Source organism: Brevundimonas sp. KH_060 (genome assembly GCF_057838275.1).
This window is the reverse complement of the sequence record NZ_CM174463.1, coordinates 2,968,882-2,985,250: the sequence shown is the minus strand read 5'-3', so window position 1 is coordinate 2,985,250 and position 16,369 is coordinate 2,968,882. Positions and strand designations below refer to the sequence as shown.

14 protein-coding genes and 1 tRNA gene are annotated in these 16,369 nt (G+C 67.3%); 8 read left to right on the top strand and 7 right to left on the bottom strand.

Features of this window, described 5'->3' with window-relative positions; all coding sequences use genetic code 11:
- Positions 1-25 precede the first annotated feature (25 nt).
- The 3 genes from AC3IPP_RS14720 to AC3IPP_RS14710 are packed head-to-tail and all read left to right on the top strand — an operon-like array spanning position 26 to position 1,853.
- The gene (locus AC3IPP_RS14720) at positions 26-427 is read left to right on the top strand and encodes a hypothetical protein (protein WP_489149513.1); all 402 of its coding nucleotides are present in this window, start codon (positions 26-28) and stop codon (positions 425-427) included.
- On the top strand, positions 424-1,155 hold the full coding sequence (locus AC3IPP_RS14715; RefSeq protein WP_218779188.1) for a C39 family peptidase: 732 nt from the start codon (positions 424-426) through the stop codon (positions 1,153-1,155). Before AC3IPP_RS14720 ends, AC3IPP_RS14715 begins: the two co-directional genes overlap by 4 nt.
- Before the next feature lie 5 nt (positions 1,156-1,160).
- Positions 1,161-1,853: a hypothetical protein gene (locus AC3IPP_RS14710; protein WP_143276065.1), complete on the top strand. Its 693-nt coding sequence runs from the start codon at positions 1,161-1,163 to the stop codon at positions 1,851-1,853.
- Positions 1,854-1,914: 61 nt separating this feature from the next.
- Here the strand turns inward: AC3IPP_RS14710 and AC3IPP_RS14705 are convergent, their stop codons facing one another.
- From AC3IPP_RS14705 to AC3IPP_RS14695, 3 genes are all read right to left on the bottom strand, one after another.
- Positions 1,915-3,264 (bottom strand): transporter, encoded by a 1,350-nt coding sequence (locus AC3IPP_RS14705; RefSeq protein ID WP_489149512.1) that lies wholly within the window; start codon positions 3,262-3,264, stop codon positions 1,915-1,917.
- Between the two features lie 29 nt (positions 3,265-3,293).
- Entirely contained in the window at positions 3,294-4,109 is an 816-nt protein-coding gene (locus AC3IPP_RS14700) for a Crp/Fnr family transcriptional regulator (RefSeq protein ID WP_489149511.1), read from the bottom strand.
- Positions 4,110-4,304: 195 nt separating this feature from the next.
- Positions 4,305-4,381, bottom strand: a tRNA-Arg gene (locus AC3IPP_RS14695).
- 152 nt (positions 4,382-4,533) lie between these two features.
- Here AC3IPP_RS14695 and AC3IPP_RS14690 point away from each other — a divergent pair.
- Positions 4,534-6,312, top strand: coding sequence for a gamma-glutamyltransferase family protein (locus AC3IPP_RS14690; protein WP_489149510.1), 1,779 nt, complete (start codon positions 4,534-4,536; stop codon positions 6,310-6,312).
- A gap of 14 nt (positions 6,313-6,326) precedes the next feature.
- On the opposite strand, the gene AC3IPP_RS14685 is transcribed toward AC3IPP_RS14690, so the two are convergent.
- Together AC3IPP_RS14685 and AC3IPP_RS14680 are read right to left on the bottom strand one after the other, a co-directional pair.
- Entirely contained in the window at positions 6,327-7,175 is an 849-nt protein-coding gene (locus AC3IPP_RS14685; RefSeq protein WP_256968151.1) for a lipid A-modifier LpxR family protein, read from the bottom strand.
- A 168-nt stretch (positions 7,176-7,343) separates the two neighbouring features.
- A complete protein-coding gene (locus AC3IPP_RS14680) occupies positions 7,344-9,227 on the bottom strand; it encodes a ribonucleoside-diphosphate reductase subunit alpha (protein WP_489149509.1) in 1,884 nt (627 codons plus the stop codon).
- 256 nt (positions 9,228-9,483) lie between these two features.
- On the opposite strand from AC3IPP_RS14680, the gene AC3IPP_RS14675 reads away from it, so the two are divergent.
- The 3 genes from AC3IPP_RS14675 (at position 9,484) to AC3IPP_RS14665 (ending at position 13,837) form a co-directional block, all read left to right on the top strand.
- On the top strand, positions 9,484-10,221 hold the full coding sequence (locus AC3IPP_RS14675; protein ID WP_313576204.1) for a phosphatase PAP2 family protein: 738 nt from the start codon (positions 9,484-9,486) through the stop codon (positions 10,219-10,221).
- 113 nt (positions 10,222-10,334) lie between these two features.
- Complete coding sequence (locus tag AC3IPP_RS14670) at positions 10,335-11,654, top strand: acetyl-CoA hydrolase/transferase family protein (RefSeq protein WP_489149508.1); 1,320 nt, start codon at positions 10,335-10,337, stop codon at positions 11,652-11,654.
- Between the two features lie 71 nt (positions 11,655-11,725).
- Positions 11,726-13,837, top strand: coding sequence for a hybrid sensor histidine kinase/response regulator (locus AC3IPP_RS14665; RefSeq protein ID WP_489149507.1), 2,112 nt, complete (start codon positions 11,726-11,728; stop codon positions 13,835-13,837).
- Positions 13,838-13,850: 13 nt separating this feature from the next.
- Here AC3IPP_RS14665 and AC3IPP_RS14660 read toward each other — a convergent pair whose 3' ends face one another.
- Positions 13,851-14,507: a glutathione S-transferase family protein gene (locus AC3IPP_RS14660; RefSeq protein WP_489149506.1), complete on the bottom strand. Its 657-nt coding sequence runs from the start codon at positions 14,505-14,507 to the stop codon at positions 13,851-13,853.
- A 148-nt stretch (positions 14,508-14,655) separates the two neighbouring features.
- Here AC3IPP_RS14660 and AC3IPP_RS14655 point away from each other — a divergent pair, with 148 nt between their 5' ends.
- Positions 14,656-15,702 (top strand): ribonucleotide-diphosphate reductase subunit beta, encoded by a 1,047-nt coding sequence (locus AC3IPP_RS14655; RefSeq protein ID WP_489149505.1) that lies wholly within the window; start codon positions 14,656-14,658, stop codon positions 15,700-15,702.
- 73 nt (positions 15,703-15,775) lie between these two features.
- Here AC3IPP_RS14655 and AC3IPP_RS14650 read toward each other — a convergent pair whose 3' ends face one another.
- Positions 15,776-16,294: a cell wall hydrolase gene (locus AC3IPP_RS14650; RefSeq protein WP_256968149.1), complete on the bottom strand. Its 519-nt coding sequence runs from the start codon at positions 16,292-16,294 to the stop codon at positions 15,776-15,778.
- Between the last annotated feature and the right edge of the window lie 75 nt (positions 16,295-16,369).

Genomic DNA, 16,369 nt, shown 5'->3' with positions numbered 1-16,369 from the left:
CGAACTTCTTTCCTGGGAGGGAACCATGCTCAGCATTCTGTCGATCCTGGCGTTGCTGGGGGCGGCCGATCCGAATTCGGCCTCTCCGCCGACGCCCCCTCCGCCTTTCATCATTATCGCTCCGGCCGTCGCCGACGCTCCAACCGCCGCCACAGGGCCGCGGTCGCTGGCGGTTGACGAGCTTGATGCATTGCACGGCCGTCAGGGCGCGTCGTCTGTCGTTATCGCCAGCGATCAACTGCTGCAGGCGACCAACAGCGGCAACAGCGTCAACGCCAATACGGTGACGACGGGCGGCATGCGCATCGACGCCAACGCCTTTTCCGGCTTCAACGGCGTCGGCAATTTCGTCATGAACAGCGGCAACAACAATAACCTGCAAGGCGCGATCACGATCAATATCGTGACGACGGCTCCGAACCCGTGACACGCTCGTCCGCCCGGCTTCTGCTCAACCTGGGGCTGGCCGCCGTAGCGGGCCTGCCGGCCCTGTCGGCGGCTTCGGCTCAGGCCGAGATCCTGTTGAACAACGGTCCGGCCGCCGCTCGGGTGAAGGTGGTCAGCTATCGCGACCTGCCGTTCCGCACCGTGGTGCGCCAGCAGTATGACTTCAGCTGCGGGTCGGCGGCCCTGGCCACCCTTTTGCGCCATCACTACGGCCGTGACGTCGGAGAGGCTCAGGTGTTTCGCGCCATGTTCGCCGACGGCGACCAGGAGACCATTCGCCGTGTCGGCTTCTCCCTGCTGGACATGAAGCGATACCTCGACGCGCGCGGCTATCCTGCCGACGGCTTCCGGCTCAGCCTCGATGAGCTGATCGAGATGAACGCCCCGGCCATCGTGATGATCGATACGGCCGGCTACAAACACTTCGTGGTCTTCAAGGGCGATGACGCGGGCCATGTCCTGGTCGGCGACCCGGCCCTGGGACTGAAGATCTATTCGCGCGACCAGTTCACCGAGATGTGGAACGGGGTCGCTTTCGTCGTCCGTCAGCCGGCGGACACCTTCAACGACGCCGAAGAGTGGCGCGTCTGGAACCGGTCGCGACCGGGGCAGGCGCTTCAACCCATGTCCTTGGCTGAACTGACGCGGGAGTTGCCGCCGCTATATCAAGTGACGACGCGTTTCTCCCTCGATCCTTATCTGAGGTGACGACCATGAGACGCGCGCGTTCAAGCATTCTGCTCGTCATGACCTGTCTGGCGCCGGTCAGCCTCGCGGCGCCGGTCTCGGCCGAATCCATCGCTTTTGCGGCCGAGCTTGTCGGCGACGCCTCGCTGGAGCCCTTCGCGATCCCGCCGCCGCAAGCCTCGGCGCCGGCCGCGCCGCCTGACGCGGTCATGAGCGGGCCTCAGGTCATGACCGACGCGGACATGTCGGAGGCGCGAGGCGGCTTCATGACAGCGGGCGGCTTCACCTTCGGCTTCGGCGTCGTGGTCCGTTCCTATGTGAACGATCAGCTGGCCCTGCAGACGCAACTGACCTGGACGCCGACCGGCCCTGTAAGCCAGCAGGTGCAGCACAATGTTCCCGGCGTGGCCGATCTGGCGGGCGCCATGGCCAGCCTGGTGGCGGGCGGCATCGACCTTCGCGGCTTGAACAACACCGGCGGGGTGGCGGTGGTGGACGGCTCGGGCGCGACGGCGATCCTGCACAACATCACGACCAGCCAGTTGCAGAACCTGATCATCAATAACGCCGACAATCGCAACATCCGTCAGGACATGGAGCTGAACCTGGTCCTGCCCGACCTGGCGACGATTCAGACCAACAGCCAGATGCACAACTACGGATCGAACATCGCCCGCGACATCGACTGGGCCGGACTCAGGAGCCTGGGCGGCTTCTAGGTCGCAGCCTTGGAGTCTCCCTCCCTCTTAGGGGCCGCCGTCGGGCGGCCCCTTCTTCATGTCAGAAGATGATCGGCAGGCGCAGGATGAAGCGCATGTCCGGCGCATCCTCGGTCACGCCGAACTCGAAATTGCCGTTCAGGCTGTAGCGGTCGTTCAGCAGGTAGGACATGCCGAACTGCAAGGCGCCGACCTGTAGTTCGTCAGACTCCTCCGTGATGTCGTTCAACTCGCTCTTCGTCGGCCGGATATAGTTGTGCTTATAGCCCAGCGAGAAGGAGAAGCGCGGGTTCAGCGAGAAGCCGAAACCGATCGACAGGCCGATGGCGTCGCCCGGATCGACCTCGCCGATGCGGATCTCGCCCTCGGTCTTGTTGATGTCGCGCGGCAGGTGGGCGAAGTAGCTAAGGCTGCCGAAGATCACTGCCGGATCGCTGGGATACAGGAAGCTGACGCTGGGCTCGACGCCCCAGAAGCCCGATCCGGTCGCCAGGCGCGTGGCGACGCCGAACTCGTCGCGATCAATGTCGAAGGGCCCTTCGCCCGTGTCGCTCTTGACCCTCAAGCCGGCGATGAAGATGGGGCGGCCGCGCTCGCCGCCGTTGATTTGATAACGGACGGCCGCTTCGACGTCGCCGACGCCGTCGCCGCTCAGGTCGATGGTGCGCGTCACCGCCTCGTCGCGCTGCTGCACGGTGGTGATGGTGTCGTTGCGCCAGACATAGGGCACACGCAGCTCCGCCTCCATGCGCGACCCGATGCCGTATTTCCCGGCCACGGTGACGACGCCGGTGTCGCGATCGGCCTCATTGGCCTCGATCACCCCGATCTGCACGCCGGGCACGATCTCGATGCCCCGGAACACCAGGCGGTTGGCGCTGGAGCGCGTGTATTCGGTCGAGACGTCCAGGGTGAACTTGCCGGGCTGGCTCAACACGGCGATGCCTTCGGGAATGGCGGCCAGTTGCTCGCGTCGCACCTCGGGAGAGGGCGGCGGCGGGGCTTCGGTCGGCGGCAGGGTCGGTTGGGCCGGACCATTGGGCGCAATGGAGCTGGCGACCTGCTGGCCGGCGCGCAACTGGTTCAGTGTGCGATCCGCAAAGACCGCTCGGCCCGAGGCGTCGGTCTGCACCTGCCAGCGCGGATCGACGGACGGCGGCGCCATGGCCGCACGCTCGGTCAGCAAGGCCTCCTGCGCCTCGATCCGGCGTTGCTGCTCGATGACCAGGGCCTCCAGCCGCGCGACCCGCGCCGCCAGCTCCTCGTCCTGGGCCAGGGCGGCGCCGGGGGCCAGCAGGGCCGCCATCGCGACCGAGGCGCCGATCAGCCGCAGCGCGGATCCGGCCCGACGCGGCGGTCGACCGGGCGAGAGAGGCGGGCGGGGCCGAGAGGGTTGTCGGTGGGGGCTCATGACGCTCGCTCTCTCTTTTCGTTCTGGTTTCAGTGAAGGGCGTGGTCGTCGACGCCATAGTCGCTGGCGGCGCGCAGATAGGCCTCGTCCAGAAGGGTGACCCAGCCGCTCTGCATGGCGATCAGCCGCCCACGCCGCATCTGGCCCAGGGTGCGGCTGACATGGACCAGGCTCAGGCCCAGGGCGTCCGCCAGGGTCTCCTGGGTCAGCGGCAGGTGCAGGCGGTCGCTGGTGCACAGACCGGCGCGTTGCAGTCGGTCGCGCAACTCCAGCAGCAGATGAGCCAGGCGCGCCTGGGCGGACTGTCGTCCCAGTCGCACCACATGGTTCAGCAGGCAGGTTTCCTCGTATCGACGCGATGTCGCCAGGGCGCGGCGCAGCCGGTCGTGGCGCGGATCTTGAAGCGCCAGGATTTCACGCAGCATCAGGGCGTCGACATATTCCACCCGCGTCAGGGCGATGATGGTCGTCTCGTCCAGCGGGCGCGGATCAAGGCTCAGCCCCACCGAGTCTCCGGGCAGCAGGAAGCCGAAGATCTGGCGTTGGCCGTCGGCCAGGATGCGCTGGCGACACGCCCATCCGCTCAGGATCAAGCGGGGCGAGGCGGCCCGGCCGTCGGGATCGAAGGGCTGGCCTGCGGGCACGGCCTCCTGAAACACGCACAACCGGCGAACCAGGGCGCGTTCTTCATCGCTCAATCGGGTGATGGAGGCGAGGTTACGCAGGGCGGCTAGGTCGGCCGGCGCAGATACGGAACGGCGCACGCTCACCGCGCGCGTCACCATGCCCTTGCGGGCAGGCGCGACCCACCACCTCCGGCGGTCCGGCTTCGGTTCCTCTCCCACACCATCTCAGGCGTTCCTCCAGGACAAGAAACGGCCACAATGCGACGGTCGTTCCTGCCGAGGCGTAGAAACGTTGATTTTATATTAACTTGGCCGTGGAGACTGCGGATCGCGTGAAGGCTGCGGCGTCGTTCAGGTAGAACAGACGGCGGACCTTACGGTCGGTCTGTCTTCTCATCATGATGTAAGGAAAGATGGCGCACCCGAAGAGATTCGAACTCCTGACCCCCAGATTCGTAGTCTGGTGCTCTATCCAGCTGAGCTACGGGTGCGCACTGCCTTGCGGGCAGGGCCGGGTATCTAGCGGGTCGCCTTCGGGCTGGCAAGCAGGTTTTCTCAGAAAATCTTGAGAAAATGCGGGGTTGGCCTCGGAGGCCTGCGGGCCTAGGCATAAAGCCTCCCTGTAATGTCCCGGAGTGCTTGAGTGCGCGCCTTTTCCTTCTCCCATCTGCGTCCTGCGCGCAGGATTTCCTCTCTCACAGCCGGGACGGCGCTTGCGGCCCTGTTGCTGACGGGATGCGCGACGACGGCGGAAGGAATCCAGGCCGAGGCGGAGCCGGTTTCGGCGGAGGCGTCGATCGCGGCGCAGGCGTCCGCAGCCAGGGGGCCGTTCGTGTCGGCGGCCAATCCCCTGGCGGTCGAGGCGGGGATGAAGGTGCTGGCGCGTGGCGGTTCGGCCGTGGACGCGGCGGTGGCGATCCAGGCGGTGCTGGGCCTGACCGAGCCGCAGTCTTCGGGTCTGGGCGGCGGCGCCTTCATGATGTTCTATGAGGCCGAAAGCGGCGTCGTCACCGTCTATGACGGGCGCGAGACCGCACCGGCCGCCGCCACGCCTGAGCTCTTCTATGAGAACGGCAAGCCTCTGGCGTTCGGGGATGCGGTGCTGAGCGGACGCTCGACCGGGGCGCCCGGCGTGGTGCCCATGCTGGCCCTGGCCCAGAAGCAACACGGCGCCCTGGCCTGGTCCGAGCTGTTCGGCGACGCCGAGAAACTGGCGCAGGACGGCTTCGTCGTCAGCCCGCGTCTGGCGGGCATGATCAACGGCTCCGCGCCTCAGGCGAAGACCCGCTGGGCGACCGAATATTTCACCAAGCCGGACGGCGCGCGCTATCAGGCGGGCGAGACCCTGCGGAACCCGGCCTATGCCGAGACGGTGCGCCGCATCGCCCGCGAAGGCGCGGCCGCACTGCAGCAGGGCCCGCTGGCCGAGGCCATCGTCGCGGCGGTGAACGAGGGGCCGCGTCCCGGCGCCCTGACGACCGCCGACATCGCCGGCTATCGCCCTGTGGTGCGCGAGGCCGTGTGCGGTCCCTATAAGATCTACACCATCTGCGTGCCGCCGCCGCCGTCCAGCGGGGCTTCGATCCTTGAGCTGCTGGCCATGGCCGAGCAGACGCCGGACATCGACAAGGGGCCGAACAGCCCCGAGGCCTGGGCCGCCTTCGGCCAGTTGCAACGGCTGATGTACGCTGACCGCGACCGCTACTTCGGCGATCCGGCCTTCGTCTCCGTGCCGGTGGCGGGTCTGCTGGACCCGGCCTATGTCGCCGAGCGAGCGGCCCTGGCCCCGGCCTTGCGCGGCGCGGCGCCCTATGGCGTGCCGGCGGGGGCGCCGAACGTCGGCGCGGACGCCACGCGCGAACCGGCGGGCACCTCGCACCTGGTCGTAGTGGACGCCAAGGGCGACGCCGTCAGCATGACCACCACGGTCGAGAGCTTGTTCGGCTCGGGCCGGATGGCGGGCGGCTTCTTCCTGAACAATCAGCTGACCGATTTCTCCCTGGTCCCGACGGCGACGGACGGCACGCCGGCGGCCAACGCCGTGGCGGCGGGCAAGCGTCCGCGCTCGTCCATGTCGCCGGCCCTGATCCTGGATCGCGAAGGGCGTCTGGTCGGTCTGCTGGGCTCGCCGGGCGGTTCGTCCATCCTGGCTTATAACGCCAAGGCCCTGATCGGCGCCCTGGCCTGGGGCCTGCCGTTGCAGCAGGCGTTCGACCTGCCGAACCTGGTGGCCAAGGGCGACGGCTTCGGCGCCGACACCGAGGGCTTCCCCGAGGCGGTGCGCGAAGGCATGGCGGCGCGGGGCGTCGAGCTGCGGCCCAACACGACCGAAACCTCGGGCCTGCATGGCGGCCTGTGGCGGAACGGGCGCTGGGATGGGGCGGCCGACAGCCGCCGCGAGGGCGTGGCGCGGACGCAGTAAGGGCGCGAGGCCGCCTAGCGCGGCGGGCGGATCGTCAGTTGGAAGGCCACCAGGCCTTCCGACACGTCGGTCCTGATGCCTTGATAGCCGCGCAGGCCCTTGGCCTCGATCTCGCGATAGACGACGCCGAAGGAGCTCTGCACCGCGCCCCGACGATAGGCCACGCCGATGGAGGCGTCGCCCAGATAGCTTCCGGCGTCCTGGCTGACGCCGGACCGGGCGAAGTCGCCGTCGCGCGTGCGGGCGAAGTTGTAGCCGACCGCCCGCTTGGAGCCTGCGGCGTACAGATACCAGCGTGGGCGCTCGCCGAAGGCCTCGTCGCCGTTGGGAGCCAGGCGATCCAGGTTCTCGCCGATGCGCAGGGTGGCGCCCGCCTCGGCCGAGGGGCCGTCGCTGCCGACGCCGAAGCCAGCGTGGGGCGTCAGCGACACCTCCAGTCCTGAGGCCGTACGGCCCTTCGCGGCCGTCCAGCCGCGCGTATAGGTGACGTCATAGCTCTCGCCCGAGAAGGCGACGGGGTCGAGGGCGCGCGGCGGCACGGGCGAGCCGTCGGCGCGGCGCAGTTCCCCGGTGGTGGTGATCCGCAGTCGGTCGGTGAAGCCGTCGCCGGCGAACCAGGCCTCCTGGCGCAGCTCGCCCTGATCGGCGCTCAATCGGGCGACGTCGTTGAACTGCACCGGCGCGCCGAAGGCGGCGTCAGGCTCGGCGGTGAAGGGCAGGCGGCTGTCCAGCCGGGCGGCGGCGTCCTCGAACCGGACGGCGTCGCCGCCGCGCGCGGCCGTGGGTTCTTCGAGAACGGTCTGCGGCATGGCGAAAACGGTCGTCGGGGCGACCGCCGCGATCATCCATCCTGCCCATGCCATCCGTCGCATCAACGGTCCCTCCCGATCCGTTAACGCTCCCACTGTGCACGAACGCCGGGGAACCGCAACGGACTCTTTTACGCCACATTCGTTTATGACGAACGAAACCGCCCGGAGAGGGTTCCCCGGGCGGTTCAAAGGCGATGACGATGGAGGTCGGGCTCCGCCTTACTGGCAGGCCAGGCACTCGTCGTAGTTGGTCGGTGCGGCCGAGAAGAGATCCGGCTGGTTCGGATCGATCTCTTCTTCCTTCTTGTCCTCGGCGCCGGCGAAGGCGGCGCGCTGCACCGACTTGGAGCGCAGATAATACAGCGACTTCAGGCCTCGCTCCCACGCCGACCAGTGCAGCATGTGCAGGTCCCACTTGTTGACGTCGCCGGGGATAAACAGGTTCAACGACTGCGCCTGGCAGATGTCGCCGGTGCGGTCGGCGGCCAGTTCGATGACCCAGCGCTGGTCCAGTTCGAAGGCGGTCTTGTAGACGGCCTTCTCGTCGTCGCTGAGGGCGTCCAGGTGCTGGACCGAGCCTTCGTTCTCGAGGATCGACGACCAGACGGCTTCGGTGTCGATGCCCTTCTCGGCCAGCAGGTCCTGCAGATAGGGGTTCTTGACCGCGAAGGAGCCCGACAGAGTCTTGTGAGTGTAGATGTTGGCCGGGATCGGTTCGATGCCCGCCGATGTGCCGCCGCAGATGATCGAGATCGAGGCGGTCGGGGCGATGGCCAGCTTGTGGCTGAAGCGCTCCATCACGCCGCGATCGGCGGCGTCGGGGCAGGGGCCCTTTTCCTCGGCCAGGGTGCGGCTGGCCTTGTCGGCCTCGCGGCGCAGGTGCTTGAACAGGCGCATGTTCCAGCTCTTGGCCATGGCCGATTCAAAGGCCACGCCCTGCGACTGCAGGAAGGAGTGGAAGCCCATCAGGCCCAGGCCCACCGAACGCTCGCACTGGGCCGAATAGACGGCGGCGGCCATCGACGACGGGGCGCGGGTGATGAAGTCCTCGAGCACATTGTCGAGGAAGCGCATGATGTCCTCGATGAAGCGGGGCTCTTCGCGCCACTCCAGGAAGGTCTCGGCGTTGACCGACGACAGGCAGCAGACGGCGGTGCGCTCGACGCCCTTATGGTCCAGGCCCGTGTGCAGCATGATTTCCGAGCACAGGTTGGACTGCTTGACCGACAGGCCCAGGTCCTTCTGGTGCTGCGGCATCTGCCGGTTCACCGTGTCCGAGAAGATCAGATAGGGCTCGCCCGTCTGCATCCGGATTTCGAGGATCTTGGTCCACAGGTTGCGGGCGTCGACGGTTTTGCGGACCTCGCCGTTCTTGGGCGAGAGCAGGTCGAACGGCTTGCCGTCGCGGACCGCCTCCATGAAGGCGTCGGTGATGTTGATGCCGTGGTGCAGGTTCAGCGAGCGGCGGTTGAAGTCGCCCGACGGCTTGCGGATTTCGAGGAACTCCTCGATTTCCGGGTGGTGGATGTCCAGGTAGACGGCGGCCGAGCCGCGACGCAGCGACCCTTGGCTGATCGCCAGGGTCAGCGAATCCATCACGCGGATGAAGGGGATGATGCCCGAGGTTTGGCCCGCGCCCTTGACCTTCTCGCCGATGGAGCGAACGCCGCCCCAGTAGGTGCCGATGCCGCCGCCGTTCGAGGCCAGGGAGACGTTCTCGTTCCAGACGTTCTGGATGCCGTCTAGGCTGTCGTTGACCGAGTTCAGGAAGCAGGAGATGGGCAGACCGCGATCCGCGCCGCCGTTCGACAGCACCGGCGTCGCCGGCATGAACCACAGCTTCGACATATAGTCATAGACGCGCTGGGCGTGGTCGGCGTCGTCGGCGTAGGCCGTGGCGACGCGGGCGAACATGTCCTGATAGCTTTCGCCCGCCAGCAGGTAGCGGTCTTCCAGCGTCTTCTTGCCGAAATCGGTCAGCAGGGCGTCGCGCGTGCGGTCCAGCGTCAGGCCGTTAACCACCGTCAGCTCCGGTTTGGTCTCGGGCGGAGCCGAGGAAACCGTAGAGAATTCCGTCGTCTGCAACGCTTCGCCGCCTGCCATCGTCAGTCCCCAGTGCCTATGTGGATAACGCCAGATGTTGTGTGGATAACACCTCGACTATCTAAATCTAGTGTTAAGGCGGCGGGGGCGCCAACCAATTTATCGTCTCCGAAGTGTGATTTTTCGCTTGCATGGCGGCGGGTCGGTACGGGGCGGGCGTTGCGATCCCGCTGTGATGTAGAAATGGCGGCGATGACGCCCCGACGGGCTCGGAAAATCGGCGGGAACGAGACTCTAGCTTGGCCGTTAGCGCCCCATGGCTCCGCATCCCACCGCCTTCCTGACTCGCGCCCTGCGCGTCGCCCGCACGGAGATCGCCGCCGTGGCCGCCATGCTGGTGGTCGCCCTGGGGGTGCTGATCTTCATCGAGGTGGCGGACGACATTCAGGAGGCCGACGGTCAGGCCTTCGATCAGGCCGTGCTGGCGGCGGTGCGGCCCTTCGCCGACGATCCTGGCCGTCCCTGGGGGCCGTGGTGGCTGCATGAGGCGGCGGCGGACCTGACCTCGCTCGGCGGCATATCGGTGCTGACGCTGTTCGCCGTCATCGCCATCGGCTTCCTGCTGATCATGGGCAAGCGGCTGTCGGCGCTCATGCTGGTGGTCGGCCTGGCCGGCGGGGTGGCCTTGAGCGAAGGCCTGAAAGCCCTGTTCGAACGCGAAAGACCGCCCGAGATCTATCAGGCGGTGGAGACGCTGAACGCCAGTTTCCCCTCGGGTCACGCCCTGCTGTCGACCGTCTTCTATCTGACGCTGGGCGTCATGCTGACGCGCGCCTTTCCGCGCAAGCGGTTGAAGGCCTATGTCCTGGGCTGCGCGGTGGTGATCGCCCTGCTGATCGGGCTGACGCGAATCTATCTGGGCGCGCACTGGGCGTCGGACGTGTTCGCGGGGTGGAGCGTGGGCGCCGCCTGGTCGATGGCCTTGTGGCTGGTCGCCTACGCCGCCGAACGCCGCCAGCGCCTGCACGACGCGCCCCTGCAGGACGCGCCCTAGATTAGACCAAGGTCTAGCGCCGCGACCGGGCGCGGCTGTCGGATAGTGGTCCCAGAAGCCGTCGCCGCGCAGCGACGGACGCCCCTTCAGGACGACGCTTCAGGAGTTTCCCCGTGACCGATTTCGCTGCCCTCTACGCCGAACGCCTGACGACGCCCGAGGCGGCGGCCGCCCTGATCCCGTCGGGCGCCAAGGTCGCCATGGCCCTGGGCGTCGGCCAGCCGCCCGCTCTGCTGAAGGCCCTGGCCGACCGGGCCGAGGCGCGGCAGGTGGGCGACGTCAACCTCTACTACCTGCTGTCCACCGCCATCGCGGGCGAGACGGTGATGCGCTACGAACTGACCGACCGTATCCGCCCGCACAGCCTGTTCCACGGCGCCATCGAGCGGAAGTTGGAGGCGCGCGGGCGCGAAGAAGGCCGTCGCGCCGTCTGGTTCGTGCCGACCGGCTTTCAGCAGACGCCGCGTGTGCTGACGCGCGAGATCGGCGTCGACACCCTGCTGGCGACCGTCTCGCCGATGGACGCCGAAGGGTATTTCAGCCTGGGGACCAACACTGACTACGCCCTGGCGGTGTCGAAGACGGCTGAACGGGTGATCCTGGAGGTCAATCCGCACATGCCCCGCGTGTTCGGCGACTGCCGCGTCCACGTCTCGCAGGTCGCGGCCCTGGTCGAGCATTCGGCGCCCCTGCTGGAGGCGGGCAAGGCGCCTCAGCAGCCGCAGGATCGGGCCATCGGCGCCCTGATCGCCGGGCTGGTCGAGGACGGGGCGACGCTGCAGATGGGCATCGGCGCCCTGCCGGACGCGGTGTGCGCAGCCCTGCATGATCATCGCGATCTGGGCGTTCACACCGAGATGCTGACGCCAGGCCTGGTCGAACTGATGAAGGCGGGCGTGGCCACCAACGCGCGCAAGACCCTGCACCCTGGCAAGACGGTCTTCACCTTCTCCATGGGTGATCGCTCAACCTATGAGTTCCTGCATGAGAACCCGGCCTTCGAGGCCTATCCGGTCGACTATGTGAACGATCCGGCCGTCATCGCCCGCAATGCGAAGATGATCTCGGTCAACGCCACCTTGCAGATCGACCTGTTCGGCGCCTGCTGCTCCGAACATCTGAACGGGCGACAGTATACGGCGGCGGGCGGCCAGCTGGATTTCGTGCGCGGGGCGGCGGCGTCCGAGGGCGGCAAGTCGATCATCGCCTGCCACTCCACGGCGGCGAAGGGCGCGGCCTCGCGCATCGTGGCGCGTCTGGACGGCCCGGCGACGACACCGCGCAACGACATCCACTACGTCGTCACCGAGCACGGGGCGATCAATCTGAAGGGGCTGACCGACGACGCCCGCGCTCGCGCCCTGATCGGCCTGGCTGCGCCTGAGTTCCGCGAGGGGCTGGAGCGTGAGGCGAAGGTGATGGGTCTTCTCTAGGCTGCCGCCGAGGGGTTTCTTTACGATTTCCGGGAGAAGCTGGCGCCGAACCGGGGAGGGTGAAGACAGGAATGCAGGCGCGCTGGCGGATGTTTCGTCATGCGGCCGGCCGTGAGGCCGGCCCTCCGGCGACGGCTTATGTCGTCCTGTTCGCCCTGTGTCTGCTGATCGGCCACTGGAGCGCGGCGACCTACAACGCCGTGATCATCTGGCCCGCCAACGGCGTGCTTCTGGCGGCCTATCTCCTGCTCCCGCGGCGCAAGGCGGCGGCGACACTGCTGGTCTGCTTCGGGTTGAACCTGGTCAGCACGGCGGTGAGGGGGGATTCCCAGCCCTTCGTGTGGCTGAATCCCCTGCTCAATCTGGGTCAGGTCTTGATCGCAGGCGTGCTGGCGCGCCGATTGTGCGGCGCCGCGCTGGATCTGCGGCGACCGCGACGGTTTCTGTGTTTCGTCCTGGGCGCCGTCGCGCCGGCGGTGTTCCTGACCACCACCTTCTCCTGTCTGCTGGCGGCGTGGCTGCGTGACTATGCGCCGGCGCTGACGGCTTTCATCTGGACGCATCTGTTCATGATGGAGACGTTGGGCCTGCTGGTCGTCACGCCCAATCTGCTGTTCCTGGCGCGGGCGCGCAGGTTCCGCGACGAGGCGACCTCGTCCTGGCTCGCGCTCGGCATGGCCGGGTTGACGGCGGCGATGGTCGTATGGGTCTTCAGTCAGCCGAGTTCGTTGCTGTTTCTGGTCTTCCCGCCGCTGATGCTGGCGGCCTATCGCCTGTCGCCGCCGTGGATGGCCGCGACGATTCTGGTGTCTGTCGGGATCAGCTGCATTCTGACGCTGGAGGGATACGGTCCCGTCGCCGCCGCGCCTGTGGCGGATGTCGCAGCCCTGGCCCACCTTCCCCAGCGGTTGCGGCAGATGCCGCTGTACCATGTCTTCCTGATGGTGTTGGTCCTGACCTCCCTGCCGCTCAGCGCCCTGATGGCGGAACGTCGCGCCAGCGTCGCGCGGCTGGCGCGGCGCACGGCCCTGGCGTTGAAGCAACGGCGTCGGGCTGAGGTCGCCGCCGCCGCCAAGGCGCGGTTCCTGGCCGTCATGAGCCATGAGATGCGCACCCCGCTGAACGGCGTCAGTGGCTACGCCGACCTGTTGTCTCAGCGCCGCGACCTGCCGGAAGAGGCCCAAACCTACGTCGAGGCCATTCGCCAGGCGGGGGAGGAGATGCGGCGACTGGTTGAGGACGTTCTGGACGCCTCGGCCGGGGATGATGAGGTGCAGGTCGAACCGTTCGATGCGACAGGTCTGATCCGCGACCTTTGCGCCCCGGCGGCGGTCGCCGCCCACGCCAAGGGGGTGGCGTTCGAGCTGAAGCTGGACGCGCCGGACATGGCGCTGCGCATGGGCGATCCGCGTCGGCTGGCCTCGGCCCTGAGGCATCTTCTGTCCAATGCGGTCAAGTTCACCGAGAGGGGCCGGATCGAGGTGCACGTCCGGCTGGATGCTGAAAGACTGACCCTGACGGTGCGAGACACGGGACCGGGAATCGCGCCGGACCTGGAGCCGGTGCTGTTTGATCTGTTCCAACTGGGCGACGATTCCCTGAACCGGCGGCATGGAGGGGCGGGGCTGGGCCTGCCCGCTGCGCGTCGACACGCCCGCGCCATGGGCGGAGACGTGGTTCTGGGCGAAACGTCCGATCAGGGCTCGGTCTTCATCCTGAGCGTGCGTCTGGGCGAGGGGGAGGTCGAGGGCGACGGCGCGACGGAGACGGCGCCTGCGCCATCCGACGGGCATGTCACGCGCGTTCTGGTGGTGGACGACCATCCGACCAACCGTCTGATGCTGCGGATCATGATGGAGGCGGCCGGCTGTCGGGTGGTCGATGCGGCGGATGGGATTCAGGCCGTGGAGCAGGCCTCGGCCGAGGCGTTCGACCTGATTCTGATGGACGTGCGCATGCCGCGCCTGAATGGGCTGGAGGCGACGCAGATGATCCGCAACGGCGGTTCGGCTTCGTCGCTGGCGGCGGTGCTGGCGGTGACGGCCGACGCCATGCCCGAGGACGCCGTGCGCTGTCTCGGCGCGGGCATGGACGGCCATTTGGCCAAGCCGATCACCCATGAACGGCTTTACGCCGCCGTGGACCAGGCGTTCCGCGCGGCGCACGCGCGCCTGGCCGCTTAGTTCATCTGGCCGCCTAGCCTTCCCACCCCTCGTCGAACGGAAACCGTTCGGCCCAGAAGGGCTGAAGCACGGGCAGGGCGTCGACGCGCCGCACGACCTCGGCCATGCCCGGCGCCTCGGCGTAGAAGCGGCGCCGACGCGGCGTCCAGCGGCTGGCGACGGCGACGTAGAGGTCCAGCACCGTCAGCTCTTCGCCTAACAGGAAGCGGCCGGGCGTGATCTGCGCGTCCATCATCCGCCAGCAGTCGGCGATGCGCTCGATCGTGCGCTGCTGGATTTCGGCCTGGGCCTGGGGGTCGTCGCCGCCGAGACGGGACGGTTCGTCGCGCACCCAGAACATCGAATAGATGGCGGCGGGGATGAAGCTCATCCAGCGCAGGAACTGCGCCCGGCGCGGATCGTCCAGGACGGGCGACAGCCGCGCCTGCGGGTGGGAATCGGCCAGCCAGATCAGGATGGCGGCGCTTTCGGTGATGACCTCGCCGCCCGGCGTGACCAAGGCCGGCACCTGGCGCATCGGATTGACGGCCGCCACTCTGTCCCGCTCGGCCTCGCCCTCCCAGGTCGCGGCCTCGACCATCTGATAGTTCAGTCCGATCAGCCGCAGCGTCGCCTCGACCGGGGTCGAGCCAGACCCGGCTGCGCCGTAAAGCGTGAAAACCATCCCCATCTTCCTCCCCAGTTTCCTGTCATGGAAACACCATATCTAGCGGTTGGGTGAAAAGTGATCGCTAGATGTGCGCATCTTCCCTTGTCCCCGCGCGTCGGCGGACGCATGGTGAACGCACCTTCTCCGGATTCGCCTCAGGTCTTCTTCGATGAACGCTCCCGCCACGATCATTCGTCCCGGCACGCCCGGTCTGCTGACCCCTTCGGCCGCCTACAAGCCCTTCCGCTACCCGTGGGCCTTCGACATGTGGAAGAAGCAGCAGCAGGTCCACTGGATGCCGGAAGAAGTTCCGATGGGCGAGGACGTCAAGGACTGGGCCGCCAACCTGACCGACAGCGAGCGCAATCTGCTGACGCAGATCTTCCGCTTCTTCACCCAGGCCGACATCGAGGTCCAGGACAACTACATGGAGCGCTACGGCCGGGTGTTCAAACCGACCGAAGTGAAGATGATGCTGGCCTCGTTCGCCAATATGGAGACCATCCATATCGCGGCCTACGCTCTGCTGCTCGAGACCATCGGCATGCCCGATAGCGAGTTCGGCGCCTTCATGGAATACGAGGCCATGCGCGACAAGCATGACTTCATGGGCCAGTTCGGGGTCGACACCGACGCCGACATCTGTCGGACCCTGGCCATGTTCGGGGGTTTCTCCGAAGGGCTGCAGCTGTTCGCCAGCTTCGCCATGCTGATGAACTTCCCGCGCCAGTCCAAGATGAAGGGCATGGGCCAGATCGTGTCCTGGTCGGTGCGCGACGAGAGCCTGCACTGCGAAGGCATCATCAAGCTGTACCACGCCTTCAACAAGGAGACGGGCGCCGTCACCAAGGCCGTGGCCGACGACATCGTCGATTGCTGCAAGACGGTGATCGAGATGGAGGACAAGTTCATCGACCTGGCCTTTGAAATGGGCCCGGTGAACGGCATGACGCCGGACGACATCAAGGCCTACATCCGCTTCATCGCCGACTGGCGCCTGCGCCAGCTGCACCTGCCGGAAGTCTATGGCGTGACCGAGAATCCGCTGCCGTGGCTGCAGGCCCTGCTGTCGGGCGTGGAGCACGCCAACTTCTTCGAGGCGCGCGCCACCGAATACTCCAAGGCCGCCACGCAAGGCGCCTGGCACGGCGCCGACGGCGTCTGGGACAGCTTCGACAACATGATGAAGCGCCGCACGGAATCCGCCGAGGCCTGATCCGGGCCAGCGGCAAGCGAGAAAAAGGGCGCCCCGACGCAGGTCGGCGGCGCCCTTTCCTTTGCTTGAAGCCTCAGTTCGGCGTCTTGCGGCCCGCGTGGCAGCGCGCCGTGTCGCCGCGCTGGCAGGCGGCGGCCGTGGCGCGCCAGTCGGCCATGTCGCGTTCATAGCGAGCCTGGGCCTCGTCGGCGGCGCGCAGGTCAGCCTCGTGACGTTCGCGATCGGCGCGCGCCTGAGCCTCGGTCTGATCCACCTCGGCCTGCCAGCGGCGCTGGGCCTCGGCCTGGGCGGACTGATTGGCGCGGTCTTCGTTTTCGGCCAGGTCGTTCTGGGCCACGATCTCGGCGTTCAGGGCCTGGGTCTGGCGCAGCTCGTCAGGGTCTTGAGCCGAATCCGGCGCGCGATGATAGCGCTCGCCCTTGGACAGCAGCATTTCGGCCACGGGGTCTTTCGGCGCCGGTTGCGGGCGGGTTTGGCTCTGATTCTGGGCGTAGGCGGAGCCGACCGTCAGCGAGGCGGCCAGGGTTGTGGTCAGCATCAACGCCGCCAGAGGGCGCAAGGGTCGGGTTTGCGAGGACAGGGAAGGGGTCATGGAGCTCTCCTTGCAGGGGAGGATACGAAAGACCGCAAGCTTGGCGCTTTCGGCTTTCAAAGGAAACAACGTCTG

Bases quoted from the DNA above. Each gene is read 5' to 3' on its own strand.
- AC3IPP_RS14685 (WP_256968151.1), bottom strand. From the start codon at position 7,175: ATGGCATGGGCAGGATGGATGATCGCGGCGGTCGCCCCGACGACCGTT.
- AC3IPP_RS14705 (WP_489149512.1), bottom strand. From the start codon at position 3,264: ATGAGCCCCCACCGACAACCCTCTCGGCCCCGCCCGCCTCTCTCGCCC.
- AC3IPP_RS14710 (WP_143276065.1), top strand. From the start codon at position 1,161: ATGAGACGCGCGCGTTCAAGCATTCTGCTCGTCATGACCTGTCTGGCG.
- AC3IPP_RS14660 (WP_489149506.1), bottom strand. From the start codon at position 14,507: ATGGGGATGGTTTTCACGCTTTACGGCGCAGCCGGGTCTGGCTCGACC.
- AC3IPP_RS14675 (WP_313576204.1), top strand. From the start codon at position 9,484: ATGGCTCCGCATCCCACCGCCTTCCTGACTCGCGCCCTGCGCGTCGCC.
- AC3IPP_RS14665 (WP_489149507.1), top strand. From the start codon at position 11,726: ATGCAGGCGCGCTGGCGGATGTTTCGTCATGCGGCCGGCCGTGAGGCC.
- AC3IPP_RS14720 (WP_489149513.1), top strand. From the start codon at position 26: ATGCTCAGCATTCTGTCGATCCTGGCGTTGCTGGGGGCGGCCGATCCG.
- AC3IPP_RS14655 (WP_489149505.1), top strand. From the start codon at position 14,656: ATGAACGCTCCCGCCACGATCATTCGTCCCGGCACGCCCGGTCTGCTG.
- AC3IPP_RS14680 (WP_489149509.1), bottom strand. From the start codon at position 9,227: ATGGCAGGCGGCGAAGCGTTGCAGACGACGGAATTCTCTACGGTTTCC.
- AC3IPP_RS14650 (WP_256968149.1), bottom strand. From the start codon at position 16,294: ATGACCCCTTCCCTGTCCTCGCAAACCCGACCCTTGCGCCCTCTGGCG.